This window comes from Bacteroides sp. AR20, assembly GCF_964250605.1.
Taxonomy (GTDB): domain Bacteria; phylum Bacteroidota; class Bacteroidia; order Bacteroidales; family Bacteroidaceae; genus Bacteroides; species Bacteroides uniformis.
The window spans coordinates 20,115-27,534 of record NZ_CAXUGK010000044.1 but is presented as its reverse complement, the minus strand read 5'-3'; the positions used below and the strand labels follow the sequence as shown (position 1 = coordinate 27,534).

The 7,420-nt window shown below is 50.2% G+C and carries 4 protein-coding genes; all 4 read left to right on the top strand.

Going from position 1 to position 7,420, the window contains the following annotated elements; genetic code table 11:
- The first annotated feature begins 238 nt into the window (after positions 1-238).
- Positions 239-1,858: a CTP synthase gene (locus tag ACESTD_RS17375; RefSeq protein ID WP_016273706.1), complete on the top strand. Its 1,620-nt coding sequence runs from the start codon at positions 239-241 to the stop codon at positions 1,856-1,858.
- Between the two features lie 31 nt (positions 1,859-1,889).
- A complete protein-coding gene (yidC, locus tag ACESTD_RS17370) occupies positions 1,890-3,743 on the top strand; it encodes a membrane protein insertase YidC (RefSeq protein WP_373159037.1) in 1,854 nt (617 codons plus the stop codon).
- Between the two features lie 102 nt (positions 3,744-3,845).
- Entirely contained in the window at positions 3,846-5,177 is a 1,332-nt protein-coding gene (locus ACESTD_RS17365) for an MATE family efflux transporter (RefSeq protein WP_005836981.1), read from the top strand.
- A 37-nt stretch (positions 5,178-5,214) separates the two neighbouring features.
- Positions 5,215-7,338 (top strand): prolyl oligopeptidase family serine peptidase, encoded by a 2,124-nt coding sequence (locus ACESTD_RS17360; protein ID WP_373159036.1) that lies wholly within the window; start codon positions 5,215-5,217, stop codon positions 7,336-7,338.
- Positions 7,339-7,420 lie beyond the last annotated feature (82 nt).

The window sequence follows — 7,420 nt, the reverse complement described above, 5'->3', positions numbered from 1 at the left end:
GATACCTCACGCCAAACGAAAAATTTAAACAAATTATTAATCAGAATTCTGTTGCATTTGCAAGTTGAATTCAGCTTTTTTAATAATTGTTTCATCGAAACTTTCTCTACTTCCTCTTTTTTTTATAATTTTGCGCTTTTTAAGTTCTACGTGTACTGACGGGAGCAGTGCGCACCCTGAACGACAAGCCGTATAGGCTCTTGGCATTAGATTAAACAATTAATAAAATAATATAGTTGTGGGAGAAACAAAGTATATTTTCGTCACCGGTGGTGTTGCCTCTTCATTAGGTAAAGGTATCATCTCATCCTCCATCGGTAAATTGCTGCAAGCAAGAGGTTACAAGGTAACCATCCAGAAGTTTGACCCGTACATCAACATCGACCCGGGTACACTGAACCCTTATGAACACGGCGAATGCTACGTTACCGTGGATGGCCACGAAGCCGACCTCGATTTGGGCCATTACGAACGCTTCCTGGGCATCCAGACCACCAAGGCCAACAATATCACGACCGGACGCATCTACAAAAGCGTCATCGACAAAGAGCGCCGGGGTGACTATCTGGGAAAGACCATCCAGGTTATTCCCCATATTACAGACGAAATCAAGCGTAATGTAAAACTGCTGGGAAACAAATACAAATTCGACTTTGTTATTACCGAGATTGGCGGTACAGTGGGTGACATCGAGTCTCTGCCCTATCTGGAAAGCATCCGTCAGCTGAAGTGGGAACTGGGAAAAGACGCCTTGTGCGTACACCTTACTTATGTCCCCTACCTGGCAGCTGCCGGTGAGCTGAAGACCAAGCCCACCCAGCACTCCGTAAAGGAACTGCAAAGTGCCGGTATCCAACCCGATGTCCTCGTACTGCGTACGGAACATGAGTTGAGTACCACCCTGCGCAAGAAAGTGGCTCTGTTCTGCAATGTGGACGAAAATGCCGTGGTGCAGAGCATCGACGCGCCTACCATCTACGAGGTGCCCATCTTGATGCAGAGCCAAGGACTGGACGTTACCATTTTGAAGAAAATGGGACTTCCCGTCGGCGACACTCCGGGACTGGGACCGTGGCGCGCTTTCCTCGAACGCCGTCACAAAGCCGAAGAGACTGCCCCGCTGCACATCGCATTGGTGGGCAAATATGACTTGCAGGATGCCTACAAGTCCATCCGCGAGGCCCTTTCACAAGCAGGAACCTACAATGACCGCAAGGTATCGGTAGACTTCGTGAACAGTGAAAAGCTGACTGACGAGAATGTGGCAGAAGCCCTGAAAGGCATGGCAGGCGTACTTATCGGTCCAGGCTTCGGCGAACGCGGCGTTGCCGGCAAGTTCGTAGCCATCAAATATGCGCGTACGCACGACATCCCCACCTTCGGTATCTGTCTGGGTATGCAGTGTATCGCCATCGAATTTGCCCGTAACGTACTGGGTTATGCCGATGCCAACTCACGCGAGATGGACGAAAAGACACCGCACAATGTCATCGACATCATGGAAGAGCAGAAGTCCATCACCAATATGGGTGGAACCATGCGTCTGGGTGCCTACGAATGTGTTCTGCAGAAAGGCAGCAAGGCATACGAGGCATATGGTACCGAGCATATCCAGGAACGTCACCGTCACCGCTACGAGTTCAACAACAGCTTCAAGGATGCCTACGAAGCAGCAGGTATGAAGTGTGTGGGTATAAACCCCGAATCGGACCTGGTGGAAATTGTTGAGATTCCCGCATTGAAGTGGTTTGTCGGTACCCAGTTCCATCCCGAATACAGCAGTACGGTATTGCATCCGCACCCACTGTTCGTAGCATTCGTGAAGGCCGCCATCGAAAATGAAAACGAAAAGAAATAATTTGTAATAAGTAATTTGTAATCAACAAAGAATGGATAAAAATACCATCACAGGTCTTGTTCTGATAGCGATATTGTTAGTAGGTTTCAGCTTTCTGAGCCGTCCCAGCCAGGAGCAGTTGGAAGCACAGCAACGTTACTACGACTCCATAGCCCAGGTGCAACAGCGCGAAGCCGACTTGAAAGCCAAGGCGGAAGCAGCCCTGGCCAACGAAAGCGGAGCGGAAGCAAGCGTTGACTCCACTGCCCTCTTCTTCGACGCCCGTCAAGGAACCAACTCGCAGGTAACCATCCAGAACAACCTGGCAGAAATAACCGTAGATACAAAAGGCGGGCGCATAGCTTCGGCCACGCTGAAGGAATACATGGGACAAGACAAGACGACCCCCGTCACACTGTTCAGCGGCAATGACGCTTCCATGAATTTCCTCTTTTACAACAAGAAAGAGACTATCCAGACGGAAGACTATTATTTCACCGCAGTAAACCATACGGACAGTACCGTCACCATGCGTTTGTCGGCAGACAGCAACAGCTATATCGACTTTACATATCGCATGCACAATGACACATACCTGATAGACTTTACTATCCAGGCAGTCAATATGGAAGGCAAGCTGGCGGCTACCAACAATTATGTGGACATCGAGTGGTCTCAGCGTGCCCGTCAGATAGAGAAGGGTTACACCTACGAGAACCGTCTGGCTGAGCTGACTTACAAAATCGCCGGAGAGGGTACCGATTATCTGTCCGCCAACAAGAACGATGAAAAGGAAGTTCCGGAACGTCTGGACTGGATTGCCTTCAAGAACCAGTTCTTCTCTTCGGTATTCCTGGCAGATGCCGACTTTGAAAAGACCAAACTGAGTTCCAAGATGGAGACTCAAGGCAGCGGCTACATCAAGGACTATTCTGCGGAGATGAGCACGAAGTTCGACCCTGCTGGCAAGGAACCTACCCAGCTGTTCTTCTACTTCGGCCCCAATCACTACAAGACCCTGACCGCACTCGACAAGGGGCGTGACGAGAAGTGGGAGCTGAACCGTCTGGTCTATCTGGGCTGGCCGCTCATCCGCTGGATAAACAAATGGTTCACCATCAACATCTTCGACTGGTTGTCCAGTTGGGGGTTGAGCATGGGTATCGTACTGTTGTTCATGACGTTAATCGTAAAAGCTGTAGTATTCCCCGCAACGTGGAAAACCTACATGTCCTCTGCCAAGATGCGCGTACTGAAACCGAAAATCGACGAGATAAACAAGAAGTACCCCAAGCAGGAAGATGCCATGAAGAAGCAGCAGGAAGTGATGGGCCTCTACAGCCAGTACGGAGTCAGTCCGATGGGTGGATGTCTGCCGATGCTGATACAGTTCCCTATCTTGATGGCCTTGTTCATGTTCGTGCCGAGTGCCATTGAACTCCGCCAGCAGAGCTTCTTGTGGGCAGACGACCTTTCCACTTACGATGCGTTCATCAACTTCCCGTTCCATATCCCGTTCCTGGGAAGCCACCTCAGCTTGTTCTGCCTGCTGATGACGGTTACCAACATATTGAACACGAAGTACATGATGCAGCAACAGGATACGGGTGCCAATCCGCAGATGGCTGCCATGAAGTGGATGTCATACCTGATGCCTATCATGTTCCTCTTCATATTGAACGACTATCCTTCGGGATTGAACTATTACTACTTCATCTCTACGTTAGTCAGTGTGGTAACAACGCTCATCATGCGCAAGACAACCAATGAGGAAGCCCTTCTTGCTCAGTTGGAAGCCAACAAGAAAGACCCGAAGAAGATGAAGAAAACCGGTTTCGCCGCTCGTCTGGAAGCCATGCAGAAACAGCAGGAACAGATGATGAAAGAAAAACAGAACAAAAAGTAGTAAGACTACCGTTCAAGATATTCTTTTGCAGAAAGCCGGACAATGACATTTGCCCGGCTTTCTTATCCTTACACCAACGAAAAAATTCACAGACTCTAAATTATGCAGACTAAATACACCTACAAACAAATCTGGCTCATAGCCTACCCTATCCTAATCAGCCTCCTTATGGAGCAGATGATAGGTATGACGGACACCGCCTTCCTCGGACGTGTAGGCGAAGTCGAGTTGGGAGCATCTGCCATCGCCGGTGTCTTCTATATGGTCATCTTCATGGTTGCCTTCGGTTTCAGCATCGGGGCACAGATACTCATTGCCCGGCGCAACGGCGAACGGCAGTATAAGGAAATCGGTGACTTGTTCTATCAGGGCATCTATTTCCAAGTCGGGATGGCGACAGTCATGTTCCTGCTGTCCTATTGCTTCTCGCCGATTATCCTGAAACGCATCGTAGCCTCGGAACATATCTACGAAGCAGCCACCAGCTACCTGCACTGGCGTGTATTCGGTGCCTTCTTCTCGTTCAGCGCAGTCATGTTCCGTGCCTTTTTCTTGGGAACCACCCAGACCAAGACACTGACACTGAACTCTATCGTCATGGTGTTGAGCAATGTTGTATTCAACTATATCCTGATTTTCGGTAAATTCGGTTTTCCTGCACTCGGCATTGCCGGAGCCGCCATCGGCTCCTCATTGGCCGAGCTGGTTTCGCTGTTATTCTTCATCCTCTATACCCGTAGCCGTATTGACTGCCGCAAGTACGGGCTGGACCGTATTCCGAAGTTCCGGCTGGACGTATTGAAACGGATGCTGAACGTCTCTTTCTGGACCATGATACAGAATTTCTTCTCCCTCTCCACCTGGTTCTTGTTCTTCCTTTATGTGGAGCATCTGGGAGAGCGCTCGCTGGCAGTGACCAACATTGTCCGCAATGTGTCCGGCATACTGTTCATGGTACTCATGGCATTTGCCTCTACCTGCGGTTCATTGGTCAGCAACCTCATCGGTGCAGGCCACTCCGATTGCGTGGCAGGCACTATCCGGCAACATGTACGCATAGCCTACGTTTTCGTACTTCCGCTGGCATTGCTTTTCGCGCTGTTCCCCAAGCTGATTCTGGGAATTTATACCGACATACCCGACCTGCAGGATGCTGCCGTGCATTCGCTTTGGGTGATGTGCTCCACCTATCTGTTCCTGGTTCCTGCCAATGTCTATTTCCAGGCAGTTTCCGGAACCGGCAATACGCGTACTGCATTGGGCATGGAGCTGGCAACGCTGGTCATCTACACAGCCTATATCACCTACATTATTCTGATTCTGCAACTCGACGTGGCCATCTGCTGGACCTCGGAAATGGTTTATTCCAGCTTTATTCTCATTTTCTGCTGGCTATATATCAAACGTGGGAATTGGCAAGGAAGGAAAATTTAGTATCTTTGCATTGAAATAACCGAAACAAAAAACATATATGAAACAAGTAAATCTACTACTTATGTCAGCAGCCATGACATTGGCCTCCTGCGGAGGAACAAAAGATGCCGGACTGCAGCAGGACGCAGCAGCGCTCATCCAGCGGTCGGACATCAAGATTGAAGGAAAGCGTATGACACCCGAGGCACTCTGGGCGATGGGACGTATCGGCAGTGTAGCCGTATCTCCCGACGAAAAGCAAATTGCCTACACGGTATCCTATTACAGCGTGCCCCAGAACAAGAGTAACAGCGAAGTCTTCGTCATGAATGCCGACGGTAGTGGCAATACCCAGATAACGCATGACGCCTGGCAAGAAGGACAGCCCACATGGTTCAAGGACGGCAAGAAGCTTGCCTTCCTCTGCAACGAAAGCGGCAGCAGCCAGGTATGGGAAATGAATCCCGACGGCAGCGGACGCAAGCAGCTGACTCAATACGAGGGAGACATCGAAGGGTTCTCTTTCTCGCCCGACGGCAAGAAACTCCTTTTCATTGCCCAGGTAAAGACCGTGAAGAGTACGGCAGACAAACATCCGGACCTTCCTAAAGCCACCGGCATCATCGTTACCGACCTGATGTACAAGCATTGGGATGAATGGGTGACTACTGCTCCCCATCCGTTTGTTGCTGATTTCGACGGCAATGCCATCAGCAATGTCACTGATATTCTTGAGGGAGAGCCATACGAAAGCCCGATGAAGCCCTGGGGCGGTATCGAGCAGCTGGCATGGAGCCCGTCTTCTGATAAGGTGGCCTATACATGCCGTAAGAAAACCGGACTGGCGTATGCCATTTCCACCAACTCCGACATTTATATCTACGACCTTGCCTCCAAGGAAACCAAAAACATCACGGAAGAAAACAAGGGATATGATACGAATCCCCAATACTCTCCCGACGGCAAATACATCGCCTGGCAGAGCATGGAACGTGACGGCTACGAAGCCGACTTGAACCGCTTGTTTATCATGAACCTCGAGACCGGTGAGAAACGTTTTGTAAGCAAAGCTTTCGAATCGAACGTGGACGCCTTCTTGTGGAACAAAGATTCCCAGAGCATCTACTTCATCGGTGTATGGCATGGCGAGACACAGATTTACAACATCGACCTTGCCGGAAACGACAAGCTTACCCAGCTCACCGACGGCATGCACGACTATGCTTCACTCGCCCTTTGCGGAGACAAGATTATCGCCAAACGCCACTCCATGAGCATGGGCGACGAAATCTATGCCGTAAACAGTGCACGCAACGGCGACGCTTTTGCAGAAGCAGTGCAACTGACCACAGAAAACAAGCAGATTTACGACCAGCTGGAAATGGGTAAAGTGGAAGCCCGCTGGATGAAGACCACCGACGGCAAGCAGATGCTGACCTGGGTGATTTATCCTCCACAGTTCGACCCTAACAAGAAGTACCCCACCCTCCTCTTCTGTGAAGGTGGTCCTCAGAGTCCCGTCAGCCAGTTCTGGAGCTACCGTTGGAATTTCCAGATTATGGCGGCAAACGACTATATCATCGTAGCTCCCAACCGTCGTGGTCTTCCGGGCTTCGGTGTAGAGTGGAACGAAGCCATCAGCGGTGATTATGGCGGCCAGTGCATGAAGGACTACTTCACTGCCATTGACGAAATGGCGAAAGAACCTTTCGTCGACAAAGACCGCCTGGGTTGCGTAGGTGCCAGCTTCGGAGGTTTCTCCGTATATTGGCTTGCCGGACACCATGACAAACGCTTCAAGGCATTCATCGCACACGACGGTATCTTCAACATGGAAATGCAATATCTGGAAACGGAAGAGAAATGGTTTGCCAACTGGGATATGGGCGGCGCTTATTGGGAAAAGAACAACGCTACGGCACAACGCACTTTTGCCAACTCCCCGCATCTCTTCGTCGACAAATGGGACACCCCTATCCTCTGCATCCACGGAGAGAAGGACTTCCGCATCCTTGCCAACCAGGCAATGGCCGCCTTCGATGCAGCCGTGATGCGTGGCGTTCCTGCCGAACTGCTTATCTATCCGGACGAAAACCACTGGGTACTGAAACCTCAGAATGGCGTGCTGTGGCAACGTACCTTCTTTGAATGGCTGGACAAATGGCTGAAGCCGGCTAAGTAAAGCCTCTCAAAAACGATAAAAACAAATAGTCCCGGATTCTTTGTCAAGAATCCGGGACTATTTGTTTTTATTGTACACCGCC

Excerpts from the sequence above, each read along its gene's own strand:
- yidC (WP_373159037.1), top strand. The coding sequence starts at position 1,890 with ATGGATAAAAATACCATCACAGGTCTTGTTCTGATAGCGATATTGTTA.
- ACESTD_RS17365 (WP_005836981.1), top strand. The coding sequence starts at position 3,846 with ATGCAGACTAAATACACCTACAAACAAATCTGGCTCATAGCCTACCCT.
- ACESTD_RS17360 (WP_373159036.1), top strand. The coding sequence starts at position 5,215 with ATGAAACAAGTAAATCTACTACTTATGTCAGCAGCCATGACATTGGCC.